This is a genomic window from Actinoallomurus acanthiterrae (assembly GCF_054775715.1).
The window spans coordinates 7,911,141-7,931,458 of sequence record NZ_BAAHCO010000001.1; the positions used below are offsets into that span (position 1 = coordinate 7,911,141).

Annotated in this window: 22 protein-coding genes; 10 read left to right on the top strand and 12 right to left on the bottom strand. The window is 69.1% G+C overall.

Going from position 1 to position 20,318, the window contains the following annotated elements:
* Positions 1 to 405 precede the first annotated feature (405 nt).
* Together ACYVF7_RS37315 and ACYVF7_RS37320 are read right to left on the bottom strand one after the other, a co-directional pair.
* On the bottom strand, positions 406 to 609 hold the full coding sequence (locus tag ACYVF7_RS37315) for a hypothetical protein (RefSeq protein WP_460349988.1): 204 nt from the start codon (positions 607 to 609) through the stop codon (positions 406 to 408).
* A 397-nt stretch (positions 610 to 1,006) separates the two neighbouring features.
* On the bottom strand, positions 1,007 to 1,345 hold the full coding sequence (locus ACYVF7_RS37320) for a DUF4158 domain-containing protein (RefSeq protein WP_460358337.1): 339 nt from the start codon (positions 1,343 to 1,345) through the stop codon (positions 1,007 to 1,009).
* Positions 1,346 to 1,632: 287 nt separating this feature from the next.
* Here ACYVF7_RS37320 and ACYVF7_RS37325 point away from each other — a divergent pair, with 287 nt between their 5' ends.
* From ACYVF7_RS37325 to ppsA, 3 genes are all read left to right on the top strand, one after another.
* A complete protein-coding gene (locus ACYVF7_RS37325; protein ID WP_460349990.1) occupies positions 1,633 to 2,970 on the top strand; it encodes a phosphoribosyltransferase family protein in 1,338 nt (445 codons plus the stop codon).
* A gap of 30 nt (positions 2,971 to 3,000) precedes the next feature.
* On the top strand, positions 3,001 to 3,300 hold the full coding sequence (locus ACYVF7_RS37330) for a dsRBD fold-containing protein (RefSeq protein WP_460349992.1): 300 nt from the start codon (positions 3,001 to 3,003) through the stop codon (positions 3,298 to 3,300).
* 426 nt (positions 3,301 to 3,726) lie between these two features.
* Positions 3,727 to 6,123, top strand: coding sequence for a phosphoenolpyruvate synthase (gene ppsA / locus ACYVF7_RS37335; protein WP_460349994.1), 2,397 nt, complete (start codon positions 3,727 to 3,729; stop codon positions 6,121 to 6,123).
* A 121-nt stretch (positions 6,124 to 6,244) separates the two neighbouring features.
* Here the strand turns inward: ppsA and ACYVF7_RS37340 are convergent, their stop codons facing one another.
* From ACYVF7_RS37340 to ACYVF7_RS37355, 4 genes are all read right to left on the bottom strand, one after another.
* The gene (locus ACYVF7_RS37340) at positions 6,245 to 6,640 is read right to left on the bottom strand and encodes a hypothetical protein (RefSeq protein ID WP_460349996.1); all 396 of its coding nucleotides are present in this window, start codon (positions 6,638 to 6,640) and stop codon (positions 6,245 to 6,247) included.
* Between the two features lie 256 nt (positions 6,641 to 6,896).
* On the bottom strand, positions 6,897 to 7,091 hold the full coding sequence (locus tag ACYVF7_RS37345) for a hypothetical protein (protein ID WP_460349997.1): 195 nt from the start codon (positions 7,089 to 7,091) through the stop codon (positions 6,897 to 6,899).
* Positions 7,091 to 7,519 (bottom strand): STAS domain-containing protein, encoded by a 429-nt coding sequence (locus tag ACYVF7_RS37350; RefSeq protein WP_460349999.1) that lies wholly within the window; start codon positions 7,517 to 7,519, stop codon positions 7,091 to 7,093. Before ACYVF7_RS37350 ends, ACYVF7_RS37345 begins: the two co-directional genes overlap by 1 nt.
* 127 nt (positions 7,520 to 7,646) lie before the next feature.
* The gene (locus ACYVF7_RS37355; protein ID WP_460350002.1) at positions 7,647 to 8,579 is read right to left on the bottom strand and encodes a universal stress protein; all 933 of its coding nucleotides are present in this window, start codon (positions 8,577 to 8,579) and stop codon (positions 7,647 to 7,649) included.
* 281 nt (positions 8,580 to 8,860) lie between these two features.
* Between ACYVF7_RS37355 and ACYVF7_RS37360 the strand changes: the two genes are divergently transcribed.
* Both ACYVF7_RS37360 and ACYVF7_RS37365 read left to right on the top strand, forming a co-directional pair.
* Positions 8,861 to 9,355: a pyridoxamine 5'-phosphate oxidase family protein gene (locus ACYVF7_RS37360; RefSeq protein ID WP_460350004.1), complete on the top strand. Its 495-nt coding sequence runs from the start codon at positions 8,861 to 8,863 to the stop codon at positions 9,353 to 9,355.
* Positions 9,356 to 9,629: 274 nt separating this feature from the next.
* Positions 9,630 to 10,004: a pyridoxamine 5'-phosphate oxidase family protein gene (locus ACYVF7_RS37365; RefSeq protein ID WP_460350006.1), complete on the top strand. Its 375-nt coding sequence runs from the start codon at positions 9,630 to 9,632 to the stop codon at positions 10,002 to 10,004.
* A gap of 105 nt (positions 10,005 to 10,109) precedes the next feature.
* On the opposite strand, the gene ACYVF7_RS37370 is transcribed toward ACYVF7_RS37365, so the two are convergent.
* The 6 genes from ACYVF7_RS37370 to ACYVF7_RS37395 form a co-directional block, all read right to left on the bottom strand.
* A complete protein-coding gene (locus tag ACYVF7_RS37370) occupies positions 10,110 to 10,352 on the bottom strand; it encodes an acyl carrier protein (protein ID WP_460350008.1) in 243 nt (80 codons plus the stop codon).
* Positions 10,349 to 11,743, bottom strand: coding sequence for a 2-oxo acid dehydrogenase subunit E2 (locus ACYVF7_RS37375; RefSeq protein ID WP_460350010.1), 1,395 nt, complete (start codon positions 11,741 to 11,743; stop codon positions 10,349 to 10,351). The genes ACYVF7_RS37370 and ACYVF7_RS37375 overlap by 4 nt, the downstream gene beginning before the upstream one ends.
* Positions 11,736 to 12,728 carry an alpha-ketoacid dehydrogenase subunit beta gene (locus ACYVF7_RS37380; protein WP_460350012.1) on the bottom strand — a complete coding sequence of 331 codons (993 nt, stop codon included), beginning with the start codon at positions 12,726 to 12,728 and terminating at the stop codon, positions 11,736 to 11,738. Before ACYVF7_RS37380 ends, ACYVF7_RS37375 begins: the two co-directional genes overlap by 8 nt.
* On the bottom strand, positions 12,725 to 13,702 hold the full coding sequence (gene pdhA / locus ACYVF7_RS37385) for a pyruvate dehydrogenase (acetyl-transferring) E1 component subunit alpha (RefSeq protein ID WP_460350015.1): 978 nt from the start codon (positions 13,700 to 13,702) through the stop codon (positions 12,725 to 12,727). Before pdhA ends, ACYVF7_RS37380 begins: the two co-directional genes overlap by 4 nt.
* Positions 13,699 to 15,459 (bottom strand): acetate--CoA ligase, encoded by a 1,761-nt coding sequence (gene acsA / locus ACYVF7_RS37390; protein WP_460350017.1) that lies wholly within the window; start codon positions 15,457 to 15,459, stop codon positions 13,699 to 13,701. Before acsA ends, pdhA begins: the two co-directional genes overlap by 4 nt.
* Positions 15,460 to 15,579: 120 nt before the next feature.
* Positions 15,580 to 16,143, bottom strand: coding sequence for an MBL fold metallo-hydrolase (locus ACYVF7_RS37395; protein WP_460350019.1), 564 nt, complete (start codon positions 16,141 to 16,143; stop codon positions 15,580 to 15,582).
* A gap of 268 nt (positions 16,144 to 16,411) precedes the next feature.
* Here ACYVF7_RS37395 and ACYVF7_RS37400 point away from each other — a divergent pair, with 268 nt between their 5' ends.
* The 5 genes from ACYVF7_RS37400 (at position 16,412) to ACYVF7_RS37420 (ending at position 20,317) form a co-directional block, all read left to right on the top strand.
* Positions 16,412 to 17,095, top strand: a complete 684-nt coding sequence (locus tag ACYVF7_RS37400; RefSeq protein WP_460350021.1) for a CBS domain-containing protein — start codon at positions 16,412 to 16,414, stop codon at positions 17,093 to 17,095.
* Positions 17,096 to 17,185: 90 nt separating this feature from the next.
* Positions 17,186 to 17,608, top strand: a complete 423-nt coding sequence (locus ACYVF7_RS37405) for a hypothetical protein (RefSeq protein ID WP_460350023.1) — start codon at positions 17,186 to 17,188, stop codon at positions 17,606 to 17,608.
* Positions 17,609 to 17,722: 114 nt separating this feature from the next.
* Positions 17,723 to 18,607, top strand: a complete 885-nt coding sequence (locus ACYVF7_RS37410) for a hypothetical protein (protein ID WP_460350025.1) — start codon at positions 17,723 to 17,725, stop codon at positions 18,605 to 18,607.
* On the top strand, positions 18,591 to 19,937 hold the full coding sequence (locus ACYVF7_RS37415; RefSeq protein WP_460350027.1) for a V-type ATPase 116kDa subunit family protein: 1,347 nt from the start codon (positions 18,591 to 18,593) through the stop codon (positions 19,935 to 19,937). Before ACYVF7_RS37410 ends, ACYVF7_RS37415 begins: the two co-directional genes overlap by 17 nt.
* On the top strand, positions 19,907 to 20,317 hold the full coding sequence (locus ACYVF7_RS37420) for an ATP synthase subunit C (RefSeq protein WP_460350029.1): 411 nt from the start codon (positions 19,907 to 19,909) through the stop codon (positions 20,315 to 20,317). The genes ACYVF7_RS37415 and ACYVF7_RS37420 overlap by 31 nt, the downstream gene beginning before the upstream one ends.
* Position 20,318 lies beyond the last annotated feature (1 nt).

Genomic DNA, 20,318 nt, shown 5'->3' on the forward strand with positions numbered 1-20,318 from the left:
CCCCTTCGCTTGCTCGGCGCCACTGAGATATAGGAATTGTATTTCCTGCGTTCCTCGCGGGTAGAGCGATCGCCGGATGTCCGGTCTTCAAAGAACGAGGGGACATGCTGCCCAACCCCGCGCACTCGATCACCTCGATCGCCAAGCTGCTGGGCGTCTCCTCCGGCACCCTGTACACCACATCCCCGACCTGAAGGAACTACGCGCCGCGGCGGCGGGCACCCAGTTGCAGGGCCAAGACTGACCATCGGGCAGCGCTGGAGCCTTCGGGCACGGGCCCGCCGGGCACAGGAGGAGCCTGGCCGAGACCGCTGACCAGGGCTACAGACGCGGCCGTACCCGATCGGTCAGGCCTCCATGACCTCACGCTATGTCCCGGCCCCGATCCGTACGACCTCACCACCATCAGGAACCGTGAACGGCGGCATCGAGCACCGTCTGGTGGAGTTCGGTGAGAGAGGCGCGGATCTCACCCATCGCCCGCCGGATTCGACGGGCGGCCTGGTCGCCCGGCCGCGATTCCAGCGCCAGCTCTAGGTCCAGGTGAGCCGCGAGCAGCCGGGAGATGACCACTGCGCAGGAGTCGACGGCATCCCACGTCGCGGGCACAGATACGGATCCGGCCGCCGGACCATGTCCGTTGGACGCGGCGAGCCGGGGTGGATCAGATCGTTCAGTTCGCTCAGTCATCTGCCGGCCCTTCCCGTGGGGATCGCTCACTCGGGGCGAACGGCTCGGCGGATCGGTACACCGCATTCTCCCTGGTCTGTCAGCTGGTGGACACCACGCTAGGTGGCGTCGGCGGGGCCGCGGCCGGGACCAACGTCACACCGTGCCGGGTCCTTCGGCCCGGGCGGCGGCCGGCTGTCCTCCCGGCTCACGGAGAGCCGGGACTGACCGCAAACGTGGGCGCGGGCCGGGAAGGTGACGCATGTGCAGGACCCGGCCCGCGCCGCCCCACCCTGGTCCGCGCACCCCTCGTCGCGCGAGACCGGACCCGTAGGCCTTACAGATCTCCCACACATGATCCAGCCGGGTCTTCTCCCGCTCCAGATACCGCTTCACACAAGAGGGCGTCTTCGATCCCGAGCTGCTCGGCGACCACGTCCAGCACCTCGGTCGCAACATCCAGCGGATCGGTCAGGAAACACCCCAAATACCGGACCGTCACCACCTGCGACCCGAAACCCGGCCTCATGCGCGCACCGCGCCGACGGCCGATCAGCGCTTTCTCCTCATCGTCGAGGAAGAAGATCTGATCCATCTCCGCCCGCACCTGCGGACCGGTGACCAGGGAAACCCTCGCTACCGCCGGATTTCGTTCCGAATCACTCCGACCCCCGATTCCCCCATCTGTGCCTCGGCTCGGTCAGCCACGCGGCCCTGCACCACGCCGAGGGCCCACTGGCCGTCGTACGGCGGTCCAGCGGCGACGCCGGAAGCGACGGACGATGACCGGCGGCATGTTCCCACGGCCCGAGCCGGTCGTACAGGCACCCAGAGCGGGCACGCCCCGTCAGTATCCGTCTGAGGGTGCCGTCACCCCGGTCTGAACGGCCCGACGGCGCGGGACCATCGCCTCTGGACCGCATCGGCTCACACTGCCGAGCCTGAATCTGAGGGGGCAGAGCCATGATGTTCATCGATCGAGTCGACGCGGGCCGACGCCTGGCGGCGCGGCTTCGCCATCTGAGAGGCCGGGGTCTCGTGGTCGTCGGGCTTCCGCGAGGAGGCGTTCCCGTCGCCAAGGAGGTGGCCCGCGCGCTGGACGCGCCGTTGGATGTGATCGTGGTCCGGAAGCTGGGGGTGCCGTTCCAGCCGGAGCTGGGGATGGGGGCGATCGGTCAGGACGGCGTGCGGATCATCAACGACGACATCGTCCGCATGGCACAAGTGTCTCCCAATGAGCTGGCCGCGGTGGAGGCACGTGAACGCGCCGAGTTGGAACGGCGCGGGCGGCGGTATCGCGGAGGCCGGGCTCGGGTACCGCTCGAAGGGCGGACGGTGATCGTGGTCGATGACGGTATCGCCACCGGTTCGACGGCGCGGGCCGCCTGCCAGGTGGTACGCGCCCAGAAGGCGGCACACGTCGTCCTCGCCGTCCCGGTCGCGCCTCCTGGCTGGACCGCCGCTCTGGAGGGCGAGGCCGACGAGTTGATCTGCCTGGAGACGCCCGCGGGATTCGCGGCGATCGGGCAGTGGTACGCCGACTTCTCCCAGACCAGCGACGAGCAGGTCGCGGCCTGCTTGCGGCAGGCGGGCGGCCCCGCATCCGCGCCGGGTGTCCACGCGTCGCCGAACACCGACGTGCCGCGGGATGAGGAGGTCGAGATACAGGCCGGGCGGATACGGCTGGCCGGCCGCCTGACCGTTCCCGAAACCCCGCGCGGGTTCATCATATTCGCCCACGGCAGCGGCAGCAGCCGCCACAGTCCGCGCAACCGTTACGTGGCCACCGCGCTGAACCAGATCGGGCTCGGCACCCTGCTGTTCGACCTGCTCACCGTCAAGGAGGAGGTCGACCGGGCCAACGTGTTCGACATCGAACTGCTGGCCCGCCGACTGGTCGACACCACGGCCTGGCTACGCGGCCTCCCCGAGGCCGACGGGCTCGGGGTCGGCTACTTCGGCGCCAGCACCGGGGCTGCCGCCGCGCTGTGGGCCGCCGCCGAACCGGACGCGGATGTCACCGCCGTCGTCTCCCGCGGCGGCCGACCCGACCTAGCAGGCCCCAGGCTGGCGCACGTGACCGCCCCCACCCTGCTCATCGTCGGTGGGCGCGACGAGATCGTTCTCGAACTCAACCAGCAGGCCCAGGCCCTGTTGCGCTGCGAGAACCGGCTCGCCGTCGTTCCTGACGCAACGCACTTGTTCGAAGAACCCGGAGCCCTGGAAACGGTCGCGGGACTCGCGCGAGAGTGGTTCATCGACCATCTCGCCCCGCTCCCCCAACCCTCCCCCGGGGCGTGAACCGCACACGCGGGATGGGAGGCGAACGCTGTGGAGACCAAGCAGTGGAGTGTACGGATCGACATCAGTGAGAGCGGCAAGGACACCCACGTGCACGCCGTCCTGGTGACGATGAACGGCACAGTCCTGGAGGGCCAGGGCCACGCCCGGCGCTATCCGCGCGACCGGGCCGTCCCGAAGGTCGGCGACAAACTCGCGGCGGACCGGCCTCTCATCGACCTGGGCAGCCCGGCTCGTGCAACTCGCCAGTACCGACATGGCCGAATCCGCCCCGTGGTGACCGTTCATGCGGACCACGATCCCCCGATACGGGATCACCGACGGCAGTGAGCGGCACGGGACTCGTTCTCGCCCAGCGCTCGTTCCAGTCCGGTTCTCTCGCGGTGAGCCCCGCCGATCATCGACACGCTCGAACCGATCGGCAGTGCGCTGATCGGCGTCGCCGTATTCCACGAACGGATCGCTGCGTCAGCGGTCGACCTGGTCGTTCAGGCGCTGGGGGGGATGCTGGCCGTGATCGGAATCGTCCTCTTGGGCCATTCGCCGCTTGTGCGGTCCTGACGCACCCGATGTCCTCCGGCCTTGCCGACGGGCTGGCGGAACGTCGGCGGTGGCGAGGACCATCGGCCCTGTCGCGCACGCCTTCTCCCACGGAGCCTGGAATCGAAGGACCGATGCCGTGTCGAAAGGGGCGGATCAGGCCGTCGGCGGCTTTGGAGCTCACATGCCCCACGCGGGCGAGGAAGGTGAACCGTCGTGCGCAATGAGGACCGTGTCGTTTGGTTTCCCGAGCTCAGTCGCGACGACATCGGCGTCGTCGGTGGGAAGAACGCGTCGCTCGGCGAGCTGATCCGGAATCTCGCGCCGGTGGGCGTCCGGGTTCCGGAAGGCTTCGCCACGACCGCCCGCGCCTACTGGGAGTATCTCGCGGTGGGCGGCCTGCGCGAGCGGGTGGCCGAGGAGATCGACCGATTGCACCAAGGGGCAGAACTGACGACGGTCGGCCGGGCGATCCGGCGGGCGTTCGATGAGACCAACCTTCCGCCTGCTCTCGCTCAGGCGATCATCGATGCCTATCGTCGTCTGGGGAAGAGCGTCGGGCGTGCCGACCCCGATGTCGCCGTCCGCAGCAGCGCGACCGCGGAGGACCTTCCCGAGGCCAGCTTCGCCGGGCAGCAGGAGAGCTTCCTCAACGTCACCGGTGAGCAGGCCCTGCTGACCGCCTGCAGGCGGTGCTATGCGTCCCTGTTCACCGACCGGGCCATCGACTACCGCGAGAAGCTCGGCTATGACCATCTCAAGGTCGCACTGTCGGTCGGCGTGCAGCGGATGATCCGTTCCGATCTGGCCGGCGCGGGCGTGATGTTCTCCATCGACACCGAGACCGGATTCCCGCACTCGGTACTGATCAACGCCGCGTGGGGGCTGGGTGACACGGTCGTCGGCGGACTGGTCGACCCGGATGAATACCTGGTGTTCAAACCCCTGCTCGACCGGCCTGACCTTCGTCCAGTCCTGTCCACGACGCAGGGACGCAAGCAGCGCAAGACCGTCTACGCGGAAGGCTCTGAGCGGGCCACCACGCGGATGGTGGACACGGAGGAGGACGAGCGGCACCGCCATGTCCTCGACCAAGCGGAGATCCTCGCCCTCGCCCGATGGGCGGCCGAGATCGAGAAACACTACGGCGTCGCCATGGACATCGAGTGGGCCAAGGACGGCCTCAGCGGCGAACTATTCATCGTCCAGGCCCGGCCCGAGACCGTCCAGACCCGTCGCGAGGCCGCCCTGCTGCGCTCATACCGGCTACGTGCCGGCGGGCACCGGATCGTCAGCGGACTCGCGATCGGGGACGCCATCGCCACCGGCAAGGTCTGCGTACTGCGCAGCCCGGCGGAGATCGATTGCTTCATGCCCGGCGCGGTGCTCGTCACCGAGATCACCGATCCCGACTGGGAACCCATCATGAAGCGGGCCGCCGCCATCGTCACCGACCACGGCGGCCGCACGTCACACGCCGCCATCGTGAGCCGGGAACTCGGCGTGCCCGCGATCGTCGGCACCGCACATGCCACGGCCACCTTGGCGGACGGGCAGCCGGTCACCGTCTCCTGTGCCGAAGGCGATCAGGGGTTCGTGTACTCCGGCATCCTCGGCTTCGAGGAACAAGACCTGGACCTGGCCGACATCCCTCGTACGAATACGAGGGTAATGCTCAACCTGGCCAACCCCGCGGCGGCGTTCCGCTGGTGGCGGCTTCCCGCCGACGGCGTCGGCCTGGCCCGCATCGAGTTCATCGTCAACAACCACGTCAAGATCCATCCAATGGCACTGATCCACTTCGACACCGTCGACGACGAAGATCAGAAGCGGATCACCGAGTTGACCCGCGGCTACGACGACAGGTCCGAATACTTCGTCGATCGGCTCGCCTACGGCGTGGCCCGCATCGCTGCCTCCCGCTGGCCCGATCCCGTCATCGTCAGGATGAGCGATTTCAAGACCAACGAGTACTCCAGGCTCATCGGCGGCCGGCGATTCGAGCCGAGCGAGGAGAACCCGATGCTCGGCTGGCGCGGAGCCAGCCGCTACTACAGCGACGGTTATCGAGACGGCTTCGCCCTGGAATGCCGGGCCATCCGGCGCGTCCGGGACGACATCGGCCTCACTAACGTCATCGTCATGATCCCCTTCTGCCGGACCGTCGAGGAGGCCGACCAAGTGCTCAAGGTCATGGGCGAGAACGACCTGATCCGAGGTCAGGCAGACCTGCAGGTCTACGTCATGGCAGAGATCCCCTCCAACATCATCCTGGCCGAGCTGTTCGCCGAGCGGTTCGACGGCTTCTCCATCGGCAGCAACGATCTGACCCAGCTCACCCTCGGTGTCGACCGCGACTCGGCGGCGCTGGCCCACCTGTTCGACGAACGCAATCCCGCGGTCACCCGCAGCATCCAGCGGCTCATCACCACCGCCCACATCCAGCACCGCAAGGTCGGGTTGTGCGGACAGCGCCCGAGTGACGACCCCGACTTCGCCCGGATCCTGGTGCATGCGGGCATCGACTCGATCTCTGTGACCCCCGACAGCTTCCTCACCGTCAAACAGAACGTGGCCGCCGCCGAGCAAGACCTCCCCCGGCGGCACGGATGAGATGTCGTCGTCTCGGTCAGAGCCTCGCTCTGCGGGTCCACGGTGTCCCGGTGCCGCAGATCGCCCGCAAGCTCGTCATCCCCGGGCGCGGCCGTACCCGCCGACCATGCCTCACCTGCCATTATCCAGCGGATATGCTCGCCGGTCCGGTCGCGGCCGCAGGACCCTCCGGCTGGAGGGCCCTGCGGTGTTCGGCGGGCACGGCGAGCATGCCGGCGATCATCGCCAGCTCGGCGCGTTCGTCGTCGGTGATCGGCATGCCCCGCCACTCCAAGGCGCGGATCAGCGCAGTGATGGCCCGCTCCCATTGCCCACTCGCGGCCTCTTCGGTGATCCGCTGCACGGCGCGCGGGGTGAGCCGGTCGGCGTACTGGCCGGGCAGCATGCGCATCATCTCGGCCAGCTCCCGGCTTTGCTGCGGGGTCGTGGCCACGGGCGCGACACGGCGCCGCCGGCGTCCGATCACCTGCCGGCCAGCGGTGCGCACGAGCCACAGCGCTTTGCTCCAGACCACCATGACCATCCCCTTCGGCCCGCTGGCTCGTCATGGGCGTCTGTACTCGAAGGCCCCCTGCCCGCCCGACGACCTGCGCAATCCTCGTCGGGGCCCCGATCGGGTGGCGCAGGCCGGTACGACGCGTCTGCAGGTTCGGCCCGCGCCGTCTCGCCGCCGTTGGTCCACGACGGAGCAGGCGAGGAACTGATCAACACCAATCCTCACCTAATGTAAACAACTATTCGCCAACAGTGAACAATCATGGGGTGTGCGGGTGTCAGGAAGCCAAGGCTTCAACGGCTGGGTCGCTGGTCAGGTCACCGTGCTCGGCACGGATCATGGCCGTGCTCGCTTCTTCCTTGGTGTAGCGGCCTGGCCGGAAGGGCAGGACCCCAGAGCCGCCGGGGACGGCCTTGACAACCTGGGGGCAGCGGTCGCTGCCGATCCACTCGTCCCCGATCCTCAGCGCCATTAATCCAGCCTACGTCTGCCCGCCCGGCGGCCGCGGATCCGCGGCCGACAGGTCCTGCCCAGCGCCGCGCTGGCGGCACGGCGGGTCGAGACGGCAACGGCCAGGGCCTGATCGAGGCTGGCGTACACCGGCAAGAGACGATCGGTCCCGGTGAGCCGCAGTACGAGCGCGGGAATCCGCCGCGGAGTGGCCAAGCGGACCATGCCGCCGTCGCGGCCGGCCTCCCGCCTCACACGCAGCAAGGCGCTGAGCCCGCTGCAGTCCATGAAGGCGGTACCGGTCAGGTCGAGGACCACCTGATCCCCGGGTCTGCGGGACCGGCGCACAAAGTCTTCCAACTGTCCCGCGGTCATGAGATCGAGCTCGCCGCCGACGACGATCACGCTGACCCCGCCAAGGCGACGGCGCGTAAGGGTCAGATCACCCACACCACGGCCATAGAACTTCCACCGGATACCCCTCGCACCCGGCTCGCCCATGGCAACGCAGACCCGCATCGTGGCCTCCCGACGCGCTGACGACCGGGCGGATGGGCGAGGCGGTGACGTCTTATCGTCACCCACTTGCTTCCGTACGCTCGGTCGTCGCAGCGTCGCGTAGCTGATATTCGGGCGGCGCCGAGGTGACCGCGACGGCGCATGGAGCCGTGGACAAAGCGGTGTGCGTGACCGGTCCCAGGCGTATTCCAGGTACCGCCCCGACTCCGTGGTCGCCCAAAACCAGCAGCACCGCTCCCTTCGCCATGTCGATCACTGCCCGCTGCGGTCTTTCGGTCATGAACTCGGTCGTCACCGGCACTTTCGGGTGTCGGGAGGTCCATGGCGCGACTTCCTCCTCGAAGCGCGCCGCAGCGTCTCGCCTTATCGCGGCGGCATCGGTGAACGGCACGCGGTTCGGTCCGGGCGACGCGCTGGGATCCCACCAAGCGCACACCGCCATCACCGACCCGCCTCGCAGCTCCGCCTCGGTAAAGGCGAAATCGAGAGCGGCCCGGCTCGGCGGCGAACCGTCCACTCCCACCGTGATCCGTACGCCGTCCTGCCGGACGGGCGGCAAGGTCGGCCGTACGACGATGACCGGCCTGACGCTGTGTGCCGAGACCTGCATCGCGGTTGATCCCACGTGCAGATCTTTGAACCCTCCATGTCCCCGTGAGCCCAATACGATCAATTCGGCATCGAGGGCCGCCTCCAGCAAAGCCGCCGCAGATGTTCCTTTTCCCAAGAGGGGATGGATCTCAAGGCCCTCGGCCATCTCCCGGGCACGACGCACAGCGGCGTCGAGCACGGTCCCGCCCACGCTCTCGACCTGCTCCAAGATCTCTTTCGCGAAGGGGCGGAAGGGATAGGGCCAGTGCCAGGCGTGGCAGATCATAAGAGGCAGGTCACGCAGTCGTGCCTCCTCGGTGGCCCAGTACAGCGCCTGTTCGGCCCCTGGTGACCCGTCATAGCCCACCAGTACGGGACGTCTGTCATCTGGATCGCTCACGGGGGTCTCCTCTTGTCCGTGATTTCGCGGCTTCGCCCCGCCGGTTCGTGAATCGCCGCCGCACTTCAACCCTTGAACAGGACGGCGCGGTCGGCTCAGGGCCGTTGTCCCATGAAGCGGGGGACTTTCGACTCCTCCGGACCGCCTCAGGCGAGCTTCGCGGCAAGACCCTCGTCGCACCTCGAACGACCAGGTGAGTCGGCGATTAGCGCCGCATGATGACGGGAAGGTCCGGCCGTGATCCGTATTCGTCCCTGCACTGATCATTGGCGGGATCACTCATGGCTGATCACGATGAAGCGCGTGAAGTCCCCGAATCCGAACGTGGAGCAGCAGACAGGCATCCGGTGGTCGAGCAGCTGGACGAGGCCGAGTGCCTGCAGCTGATCTCAGCGGGCGGCGTCGGCCGGATCGCATATACCGGCCGGTTCGGGCCCGTGGTGTTGCCGGTCAACTACAAGCTGCATGAAGGGGCCATCGTGTTCCGCACGGCGCTCGGCAGCCCGATGGATGAGGACCTCCGCACCGGGATAGCCGACGCCGAGTACCAGGTGGCCTTCGAGATCGACGAGATCGACATGGCGGCCAGGGAAGGCTGGAGTGTCCTCATCCAGGGATCCGCACATCATGTGGATTCCGAAGCGGAGCGCGAATCGCTGATCCACGCGGGTGTCGAGCCATGGCCCGGCGGCCAGCGAGAGCTCTTCCTCCGCGTCAACCCCAGTCGCACCACCGGCCGGTACATCCGGCGCGCCGGCAAAGCGGCGTCCGCATAGATCCGCGGCGCGGCCTTGGATCGTACGCTGCCACCAGGACCTCGTCCATCGCCCAGCCGGGCCCCGGCGACGGCCCGGGACGACGGGAGGGAGACGAGTGGTTTCTGTTCCCTGCCGTGGAAGGCTCGATGGCCTGGGCTGATCGCGAATTCAGGAGGATCGGGATGTCATCTCCGCAAGACGATCCCGTGCCGGATGACATTGGCACGGCTCAGCCACTCGATCGTGACACCTGCTTCACGCTGCTGCGGAATGTGGTGATCGGTCGTGTCGCTTGGCCGATGATGATGGTCGCGTAGCGGTACTGCCGGTCAATTTCGTCCTGGACGGAGAGGTTGTCGTGTTCCGGACCGCGGAGGGCGGCAAGCTGTCCGCCGTGTGGCAGGGGCGGCCCTTGTCGTTCGAAACCGATGAGGTCGAGCCGGGGCTCCGGACCGGATGGAGCGTTCTGGTCAGGGGTACCGCCGAGGTCGTCACCGACGCGGCGACGATCGATGACCTGGAGCGGCTGCCACTAGCTCCATGGTCATCCACCCCCAAGCCCTATTTCGTGCGGCTGCGCGCAGCCGAGATCACCGGCCGCCGTCTCCCCCTCCATCCGGGCGGTGTGACACACGAACACATCAGCCCGGACGACAACGCCCATTGACCACGGGACGTCACCAACGCGCTCGCCGAAAAGCCGCCATGCGACGATCCGGCCCACCTCGCCGGACCGTCGGGCCCAAGCAGGTACGCACCCGGATCAGGTACCTCATTCCTCCTCCGTGAGGAACGTCACGCCGGTCCCGATCGTGGCCAGGCGCGGGTAGTCGTCCTCGTCGATGCGGCGGCCGGCGCGGTCGCTGAGCGCCTCGACGAAGTTAAGGAAGTCCAGGGAGTCCAGTTCGAGAGATTCGCGCAGATCGCTGTCGGCGTCCAGCTGGGCGACCTCGGTGCCCGGCGCGATCTCGGCGAGGACGTCCTCGATCATCTTCTGCGCCTCATCCGGTGTCATGACAGCTCCTCCGGTCGCTGCAGCAACCGCCCGACGGCCCGCAGGTAACGTCCGCCCGTGTATCCGTCGGTAGCCCGATGGTCGGCCGCGAGGGTCGCGGACACCACCGGTCGTACGCCGATGAGCCCGTCGATCGACCACGGCCGTTGAACGATCCTGCCGAATCCGACGAGCGCCACCTGTGGCGGATAGATCACACCGAAGACCGACTCGACGCCCTGATCGCCAAGATCGGTAACGGTGATCGTGGCATCTGTCAGCTCCGAGGCACGGAGCCGCCCGGAACGCGTCCGGGCGACCAGGTCGCGCAGGCCCGCCATGAGCTCGGTGAGCGAGAGACGGTCGGCGTCGTGGAGGGCCGGCGCGATGAGGCCGCCGCCGCGCAGTGAGATCGCCACTCCCAGGTGCACCCCATCGCCTGGGGCGAAGCCGCCGTCGATCCAGAATCCGTTGAGCCGCGGCACCTCCCGCAGAGCAAGGGCGGCAGCCTTGAGGAGCAGCGCGGAGGACACCAGACGATCGTTCACCGGGAGCTTCCGATTGCGTTCCCGCATCCAGTCGAGAGCGGCTGTCACGTCGATGGTGTCGCCCAGATAGTAGTGCGGGATCTCTCGTTTCGACCTGGCCATGGCTCGCGCGATCGCCTGGCGCATCGACTCGGCGCGATCAGGCGGGGGCGCCTCGGCGCGACGCCGCTCGGCGACGGCCGGTCGCCTGTCCTGTGCCGCGACACGCACGTCCTCGGCTCGTACGACCTCGCCGTACCCGCTGCCGATGACGGTGGTCAGGTCGACGCCCAGTTCGGCGGCGAGCCTGCGCGCCAGTGGTGACGCCTTGACCCGGGTGGGAGCGGTGATGGCACGCTCGACGTCCGCACGCGTGATCTCGCCGGACGGCCCGGTCCCCCGGATCGCGGCCAGATCCACTCCGTGCCGGTGGGCTAGGTGCCGTACCAGCGGTGAGGCGACCGTCGGCTCCACCGCCGGCGGTCGTTTCCCGGCCGGCGGAGCGGGCACCTTCGGCCGCGTCCGGCGTGGGCGCCCTTTCCGTACCGGTTCGGTGACGGCCTCGGGCACGGGCTCCGCGGCAGGCGTGACGATACGCTCCGGCGCCGACGGCTCCGCGGAAGCCGTCGGTTCCGGAGCAGGTTGCGGGCCGGCCTCGGTGATGGTGGCGAGCGTGGTGCCGACGGGCACTCGCTGTCCCGGCTCGACGAGGAGTCGGTCGATGGTGCCGGCGTTGAAGCATTCGACCTCAACGGTGGACTTGTCGGTCTCGACGACGGCGACGATGTCGCCTTTGTGGACCTCGTCGCCGGGGTGGACCAGCCAGTCGGTGAGCGTCCCGGCGTCCATGTCCGCGCCGAGTGAGGGCATCCGGAACTCAGCCATGACCGTCCACCGTCCGGTGGACCGCGGCGACGATGTCCGCGGTCTGCGGGATCGCGGCCTCTTCCAGATGCTTGGCGTATGGGATGGGGACCTCGGCGGTGCACACACGCTCCACGGGCGCGTCGAGATCGTAGAAGGCCTGTTCGACGATGCGGGCGGTGATCTCGGCGGACAGGCTTCCGGACCGCCAGCCCTCGTCGACCACGACGGCCCGATGCGTGCGCCGGACCGAGTCGATGACGGTGGTGTCGTCGAGCGGCCGGAGAGTCCGCAGGTCGATCACCTCCGCCTCGATCCCGTCACCGGACAGTTCGTCGGCGGCGTCCAGGGCCTTGCCGAGGGTACCGCCATAGGTGATGACGCTGACGTCCCGGCCGGGCCGGCGTACCGCGGCGAAGTCGATGTCGACGGCGCTCGCGTCCGCGGGAAGCTCACCCGCCAGGCCGTAGAGCGATCCGTGTTCGAATATCAGTACGGGGTCGGGATCCTGCAGGGCGGTCCAGAGCATGCCTCGAGCGTCTTCGAGGGTCGCCGGTGTCACGATGCGCAGCCCGGGGATGTGCGCGTACCAACCCTCCAGGCTGTGGGAGTGCTGGGCGGCGAGCTGGCGACCGGCTCCGGTGGTCATGCGAATGACCACCGGCACGCTGACCTGCCCGCCGGACATGTGCAGCAACGTCGCGGCGTTGTTGAGGATCTGGTCGAGGGCGAGCAGGCTGAAGTTGACCGTCATGATCTCTACGATCGGCCGCATCCCGCCCATCGCGGCACCGATCCCGGCGCCGACGAAGGCCGACTCCGACAGCGGTGTGTCCCGGATCCGCTCCGGGCCGAACTCTTCGAGCAGGCCGAGGCTGACCGCGAAGCAGCCGCCGTACCGGCCGACGTCCTCGCCCATGAGGAAGACGCGCTCGTCGCGCTGCAGGGCTTCGCGCAGCGCGGCGCGCATGGCCTCCCGGTAAGTGATTTTGACCGGCTCGCTCATGGCGATCCGTCCTCGCGGCTGTAGACGAAGCGAGTGAGGTCGCAGGCCGGCTCCAGTGGAGCCGCCTCGGCGAACTCGATGGCCCCGGAGATCTCGGCGGCCACCTCCTTGTCGATCAGTTCCAGGTCGTCGGCGGGGAGCTTCTCGCGCAGGACGAGGGCGTCGATCGGGTCGTGGCGCTTCCACTCTTCGATCTCGGCCTTGTCCCGGTAGCGGTCGGGGTCGTACATGGAATGGGCGCGGAACCGGTAGGTGCGCAGTTCCAGGAAGTGCGGCCCGCCGCCTTCGCGTACGGCTTCGGCGGCGTGGCGCGCGGCGTTTTCGACGGCGATGACGTCCATGCCGTCGACGGGCCAGGCCGGCATCTCGTACGTCGCGGCCCGCACCGCCAGGTCGGTCTCCTTGTGCTCGACCGCCAGCGCGGTACCCATGGCGTACAGGTTGTTCTCACAGCAGAACAGGACGGGCAGTTCCCAAAGGGCCGCGAGGTTCAGACACTCGTGGAACTCTCCCTCCGCCACCGCGCCGTCACCGAAGAAACAAGCCGTCACGCTCCGGTCACCGCGCATCTTGTCGGCGAGGGCCAGGCCGATGGCGAGGGGCAGACCGCCACCGACGATGGCGTTGCCGCCGTAGAACCGCCGGTCCACGCCGAACAGGTGCATCGAACCACCGCGGCCGTGGCTGCAGCCGCTGGTCCGGCCGTACATCTCGGCCATGATCGCCGACGCGGGTATGCCCCGGGCGAGAGCGTGGCCGTGCTCACGATAGGTGGAGACGACGTTGTCGTCGGGGGTGAGCGCCTGAAGAGCACCGGCCGCGACGGCCTCCTCGCCGATGTAGAGGTGGAGGAAGCCACGGATCTTCGCCGCGCTGTAGAGCTCGACGCATTTCTCCTCGAAGCGGCGGATGCGCAGCATCTGACGCAGCAGTTCCTTGCGGTGCTCCGCGACGGTGGCCTTCTTACGGATCATGGCGGACGCTCCAGCGTTGACACGTCGCCTTCGGGCAGGCCGAGCTCCCGCGCTTTCAGCAGGCGACGCATGACCTTGCCGCTGCGCGTGTGCGGCAGGTCCCGATCGAAAGCGATCTCCTTGGGCGCCACCGCCCCGAGCCGGCGACGGGCAAAGGCGATCAGGTCCCGTCGCAGGTCATCGCTCGGCTCGCGACCGGGTTTCAGGGCGACGAAGGCCTTGACGATCTCGCCCGCGACCGGGTCCGGTTTGCCGATGGCGCCCGCTTCGGCGACCGCCGGGTGTTCCATCAGCGTGCTCTCGACCTCGAACGGGCCGATCAGATGCCCGGCCGACTCGATGACGTCGTCGGCGCGGGCGACGAACCAGAAGTAGCCGTCGTCGTCACGGCGGGCGACGTCGCCGGTGAGGTACCAGCCGGCCGCGAACGCCTTGGCATACCGCTCGTCATCGTGCAGGTAGCCCCGGAACATCGACGGCCAGCCGGGACGAAGCGCCAGCTCACCCTCGCCGTGATCGATCACCCGGACTTCTCCGCCTTCCACGCGGGCGCGGCCGTCGGGACCGCGTTCGAGCAGGACGGCCTCGACTCCGGGCAGCGGGCGGCCCATGGAACCCGGCCGGATCTCCATCGCGGCGAAATTGCTGATCATGATCGCGCCGGTCTCGGTCTGCCACCAGTTGTCGTGGATCGGCAGGCCGAGCGCCTCCTGCCCCCACACGACCGCCTCGGGATTGAGCGGCTCACCGACGCTGGCGACGAACCGCAGCGCCGACAGGTCGTACTCCTTGGCGACCCCCGCTCCATGCCTCATGAGCATGCGAATCGCGGTCGGCGCGGTGTACCAGACGGTCACAGCCTGCTCCGACAGCACCCGATACCAGCGGCGCGTGTCGAACTCGCCGGCGTCGGTGACCAGCGCCAGCCCGCAGGTGAGCGGCGCGATCACCCCGTAGGACATGCCCGTCACCCAGCCCGGGTCCGCCGTACACCAGAACACGTCGCCTGGGTGCAGGTCGAGCGCGAACCTGGCAGTGGCGTAGTGGGCGACGACCGCCTCGTGGACGTGGATCGCGCCCTTCGGCCGGCCCGTCGTGCCGCTGGTGAAGTGCAACAGCGCCATGTCCGCCGGGTCGGTGGCCGGGATGGCGAACCCGTCGCTCGCCGCGGCCAGCGCCTCGTGGAAGGACATCGTGCCCTCCGGCATCGGGTCACCGACGATGAGCACGTGTTTCAGCCCCGGCAGCCGGTCCCGGATTCCAGCGACCTTCCGCCGGTACAGCTCCTCGCTCGTCACCAGGACCCGGGCGTCCCCGAGGCGGAGCCGCTCACAGATCGGCTCGGGCCCGAACGCCGAGAACAAGGGCGACAGCACGCTGACGTTCTTCAGAGTGCCCAGCACCGTGACGTAAAGCTCGGGAACGCGTCCGAGGAGGGTGAACACGCGATCACCTCGGCCGACGCCCAGGCCACGCAGCAGGTTGGCGAACCGGTTGGTGGCCCGGCGTAGATCCTCATAGGTCGACTCGGTGACCTTCCCATGACGGCCGACACAGCGAAGGGCGACGTCGGCACCATGACCGGCCGCGTGCCGGTCGACCGCCTCATGGGCGATATTGAGGCCGCGCCCACCCGGCAGCCCGGACAACTCGGCCCGAGCCTGCTCCCAGGAGAACTCGCGCCTGACCGTGTCGTAGTCGAGCAGGTTGGGCCGTACCGGCGGAGCCGCCCGTTTGAGGATCGGCTCCCACCTCATGGCCACGCCTCCGTTTCGCAACGACCAGTTCCAGACTCGCCGCGGCGCCTCCGCCTGCCCAGGGCCGTTCGACCACGACGTCGAAGACCGAAGGTCCTTGTGCCGGTGGGTTTCGGTCGGTCAAGGACGATAGGTACGGCCCTCGATCCCCCACTCGCCGTAAGGCGGTTGCCGCCCCGTGTCGATGGCACGGATCGAGGGACGGCCGATGTGCGCGAAGACCAGCCTGTCGACTCCATTCCGACGGGCCTGCTCCGCCGTTTCCACCACCGCCGCGTGGCCACCGACGCCACCGGCGAACCGGATCGGCCGCCGCCAGCCCGCCGCGTCCGCGAACATCAGGTCGGCGCCGTGCGCCCACGGCGGGAACTCCCAGAATTCCGGCGCCCACACCGCACTCCGCCCGACGGCCTGGATCAGGTAACCAAACGTCGGGTGAGACGTGTGGGCCACTGGCATCGGCGCGATACGCAAGTGCCTGCCGGTGAAGTCCTCGACCGCCGGGCGCAGATCGAGCGTCCGGCAACGCCGCCGGATATCGGGCATCAACTCCGCGCGCTCATCGCACACCAGCCAAGCGTCCAATGGCGGCTCCGGAACGCTCGCCTCTCCCCCGTCCAGCATGACGCGACACTCCCCATGGACCACCAGCAACCCGGCAGGCCGGTAGCGGGGCGACTTCATCGCTCCGACTCCCAGGAGTGTGAGCTCTACGGCCACCGGGCCGGTATTCCCCGCGAGGTGGTAGACCAGACCGCTGGTCCCCTCCAGATCTCGGACACCGGCCGGGAAGCGCCTCTCGGCCCGTCCGGACAGGACCTATGCCCCATGCCCGGGCAGCGCACAGGCACCTAACGTCCGAAGAAAGCCCCTGGAAGCGCCTCCTGTGCACGCGGGTCACCGTTGAGCGGCCCGCGGCGGGGGCGGACGCGTAGACCAAGGGAGGCCTGAAATGAGGTCGCGGACCGTAAGGCATCTGATGACGACGGCCGTGGTGAGCGCGTATCGGGGCGCTTCGTTCAAGGACATCGCCCAGATCATGATCGAACGTGGCATCACCGCTTTGCCGGTGATCGACGACGACCGCCGCGTGATCGGTGTCGTCTCCGAGTCCGACCTGCTCGCCAAGGAGGAGCACAGGGAGGACGAGCCATGGACCCGGCCGGAGAGGCGCCACGAGAGGCTCTTCCGGGCGAAGGCCCAGGCGGTCACCGCCGAGGAACTCATGACCACCCCGGCGATCACCATCCGGCCCGAGGCGACGGTCGTGCAGACGGCCCGGCTGCTCGACCAGCACGGGATCAAACGCCTCCCGGTCGTCGACGACCAGAATCACCTCCTCGGCATCATCAGCCGCCGCGACCTCCTGCGCGTCTTCACCCGTCCGGACGAGGAGATCCGTGAGGAGATACGACAGGAGGTGTTCGCACGCCTGCTACCGGCCGATCCCGACGCGGTGTCCGTGCGCGTCAGCCACGGCATCGTCACCCTGACCGGCGCGCTGGAGCGAAAGAGCCTGATCCCTATTGCCGTACGGCTCACCGCCACCACCGACGGCGTCGTCAGCGTGATCGACGAACTCGACTACGCCGACGACGACACCACCGAGGCCGCCCACCGCGTTCCCCGCGCCTGAATCCAGGACGGCCGCCAGAGGCCGAAGGTCCTCAGAGCCGGGACCCATGCGGCCCTGCCCGGAGGCGTCATCTGCCCGGAGGATGGTGGCATGGCGAGGTTGCGGGACCTCCTGGAACGGTTCCGGCCCGCAGGCGCCCCGGGCGCGGCGGCGCGCACTGGGGTGCCCGCCGACCGAGCGACCGAACTCGCGGCCGAGCTGGCCGACGTCTTCGCGACCCTGGAACCGGTGCAGGCCGAGTGCACGGCGATTCGCGAAGCGGCCAGGCGGGACGCACGCGACGCCCGGGGGCGAGCTCACGATCAGGCCGACACACTGATCGCGGAGGCCCGGATGAGGGTGGCAGCCGAGCGAGCGGCCGCCGCTGCCCGGGCGGGCGAACGTGTGTCGGCCGAGTACGCGGCCATCGTCACCGACGCCGAAGGGATCGCCGCTCAGATCCGAGCCCGCGCCGATGAACGGTTGCCGGCGCTGGTCGCCAGGGCCATTAGCGTCCTCAAGGGACAGACGTGAACGCGAAGCAAGCCCCACGCGGCGAGCCGGGTAAGCGGCCGAACGGTGCCCATGTGAGGCGCGCCTCCCGCACGAGGAGACGCCTGTGAAGCGCGTGCGGAGCGGTGAGGGACCATGAGTACGGCGTGGGTCGCCGGGACCACACGGGCCAGAGCGTTGGCGCGCAGGCGGGCGGGCGTGGGCATGGCTCGCAGGCTGGCGACCTGCCGGAGCGTGGATGAGGCCGTCCGGACGCTGACTCGGACACCGTACGGCCACGACGTGCGCGAGGGGCAGGATCTGGCCGCGACGCAGCATGCTGTTCTGGCGACTCTCCTCTGGCACATTCGAGTCCTGGCGGGGTGGCTGCCCGGCCGGGGCGTGGCGGCGCTGCGGATGCTCGCCGGCTGGTTCGAGATCGCCAACGTCGAAGGGCTCCTGTTCGGCGAACCCGCCTTCGAGACGGGCACACTCGCAACGGCTTGGCCCGCCCTGCGCGGGGCCTCCGATCTGCGCGCCGCGCTGGCCGCCTCGCCGTGGGGCGACCCGGGTGGAGGCGATCCCCGGTCGATCCAGCTGGGTATGCGGATCTCCTGGGCGGGACGCGCGGCCGTGGTGTCCACGAGCACGAGGCCGTGGGCCGCCGGTGCCCTGGCTCTGCTGATCGCCCGCGAGGGTTTCCTGGAGGGACGGACCCTTCCCCCGCTCCCGCCGGACCTCGTGGGACGGAAGGCGCAGCAGGCCGTCACCTTGGCCGAGCTGGCCCGTCGGCTGCCCGCGGATGCCGCCTGGTCGTTGCGGGGCGTCGAGGGCGAAGACGACCTGTGGGCGGTCGAAAGGCGCTGGTGGACCCGGGTGGAGCACGACGGTCAGGACCTGTTGTCCGGTGCCGGTCACGGTCTGGCCCCGGTGCTCGGCGCCGTCGCCGTCCTGGCGGCGGACGCTTGCCGGATGCGGGCCGCCCTCGAACTGGCCGCGCGCGGCGGCTCGCCGGAGGTCTTCGATGCGCTCGTGGCGTGAGAACCTCCAGCCGATCCGCATGGAACGGATCGCCATCGTCACACCGGCCGAAGCATTGCGCGACGTCCTCGTGTGCGTCGCGGACGCGGGCGTGGTCGAGTTCGACGGCGCGACCGCCGAAGTGGACCCGGACGCCGCATTGTCGGTCAAGCCACTCGGCGACACCGATCGCCGTGATCTCCTCGCGGGCGAAGCGCAGTTGGATGAACGCTCACGGGACGCGATCGTCCATGGCGAGGTGGCCGCCATGGCCGGGTGGACTCCGGCGGTCGCCGTACCGGCATTGGCGGAGCGGCTCGCCCCGGTGGGCGGTGGTGTCATCGTCCTGCCCCGGCCCCGTGGCGTGGACGCCCCCACCCTGCTGCGCGGCGATGGCCTCCGCGGTTCACTCAGGCCGCTCGTCGAGACGTACGGCACGGTGCCGTACCGGGATCTCGATCCGACGCCGCCGGCCGCCACGGCGTACCTGCTGATGTTCGGGATGATGTTCGGCGATGTCGGTCATGGCGCGCTGCTGCTGGCGGTGGCCGTGGTGTTGCGGTACTGGTCGCGTCTCGCCCGGTTCCGGCGGGCCTGGCCCTTCGTGGCCGGAGCGGGTCTGTCGGGCATCGCCTTCGGCGTGCTGTACGGCGAATCTTTTGGTCCGACCGGGCTGGTGCCGGCCGTCTGGCTGCGGCCGCTCGACCGGCCGGTTCCGCTGCTGATCGCCGCGGTCGGTGTCGGCGCGGCGCTCCTGACCGGTGCGTTCGTGCTGGGAGCGGTGAACCGTGTGCGCGAAGGCGGCTGGGCGGCTGCGCTGTACGCCTCGTCGGGGATCGCCGGAGCCGCGCTGCTCGCCGGCACGGCGCTCATCGCGGGCGGCTGGTACGACCATCGGACTTGGCTGGTCGCGCTCGGTGCGGCGATCGCGGTGCTCGCGATGGCACTGCTGTTCGCCGGCTTCCTCAGCCGGGGCGGTGTCTTCGAGGCGCTGATGGAGCTGTTCGACACGATCCTGGGTCTTGGGTCCAACGTGGCGTCCTTCACCCGGCTGGCCGCCTTCGGGCTCATGCACGCCGCGATCGGCCTGATCGTGTGGGACGCCACACGCTCCCTGTGGCATCAGGGAGGCGCCGCCGCGCCGGCGGCCGTCGTGCTGTTCATCGCCGGGAACCTGCTGGCGTTCGCGCTCGAAGGCCTCGTCGTCGCGATCCAGGCCCTGCGTCTGGAGTACTACGAGCTGTTCTCCAAGGTCTTCCAGCTTCAGGGGCGGCCGTTCCGGCCCTGGCACATTCCCATCACCACCGAGGAGGTCTCCTCATGTCCGCATGGCTCATCGGCCTCCCAGTGATCACCGGTGGGATCGCCCTCGCGTACGTCCTGCGTCGGCACGGCCGCCGGGCGCTGCGCCTGCTCCTCGTCGCGGACGGCATCGTGGCCGCGGCCGCGCTCGTCGTCCTGGCGGTCGCGTTGACCGCCGGTCCGGCGTCGGCCGCACCGCAGACCGCGGCCACGACCGGGAACTGGGCCGCGTTGCTGGGTGCCGCGATCGCGGTCGCCGGATCGTCGATCGGTGCCGCGATCGCGGTCGCCTACACAGGCGCGGCGGCGATCGCCGCCATGAGCGAGCGCCCGGAGCTGTTCGGCCGGGCGATCGTGATCGTCGGCCTGGCCGAGGGCATCGCGATCTACGGGCTCGTCGTCGGGGTCCTCCTGATCGGGAAGGCATGAC